General features: G+C 44.7%; 2 protein-coding genes. Both read left to right on the top strand.

Going from position 1 to position 664, the window contains the following annotated elements; translation table 11 throughout:
• On the top strand, positions 1–186 hold a 186-nt coding region (locus J7438_RS26755; RefSeq protein ID WP_209279057.1), incomplete at its 5' end, for a hypothetical protein.
• Positions 152–664: type I-F CRISPR-associated protein Csy2 (locus J7438_RS26750; RefSeq protein ID WP_353620204.1), on the top strand; the 513-nt coding region annotated here is incomplete at its 3' end. The genes J7438_RS26755 and J7438_RS26750, both read left to right, overlap by 35 nt.

Genomic DNA, 664 nt, shown 5'->3' with positions numbered 1-664 from the left:
GCTCAGATTTACCTGATTAATGGAGACACCAGAACCGCTCTCAGGCAAAAAGCCATAGTTGAAGATTTAAAACCTTTGTTAAATCAGCAATTGAACCGCATCGCCAGTGAAAACGGTCTACCTTTTGTGGAACATCACCAGACGGCTATTGATGATGCCATCAGAAAGTATCTGCAGTCCGCATAGGGCATACCTTTGCATTAAAAACATGACAGTCAATCGGGCTAATGCTATGCCATCGCCGTATATTGCAGGGCTTCCTTCAATGTATGGAGTGGTGGGTATGGCGAAGCACTTAGTTGACAGGGTACTCAAAGGTTCCGGTTTATCGTTTGACTCTGTAGCTATCAGTATCAGTGGGTTTTCTATGGAGGGAAGCCAACAAAAACATCCAGCGTACTCGTTGCCTGATCTTAAAAAAAGACAGGGGATGCGCATAATCACTGCCCGCGATAGCCATTTTACAGCGTCGGTGATGATTAGAGTTTTGCTTAACCATAAGCGCATTTCAGATGTTAACGATTGGCTTCAGTCGCATTGTCACTTGGATGGTTTATATCAGCTGCGCCTGTGCGGTGGCAGTATCATCTACAAAAGCAAATCACCTCAGTTACACCTGTTGACTGAAAGCGAGCTATCCCTTTTTTGTAACAATCTTGACGGC

The sequence above is a fragment of the Thalassotalea sp. G20_0 genome (assembly GCF_017744175.1).
Taxonomy (GTDB): Bacteria; Pseudomonadota; Gammaproteobacteria; order Pseudomonadales; family Endozoicomonadaceae; genus Endozoicomonas.
Note: the sequence above shows the minus strand (reverse complement) of the source record. Positions and strands in the feature narration are given on the sequence as shown.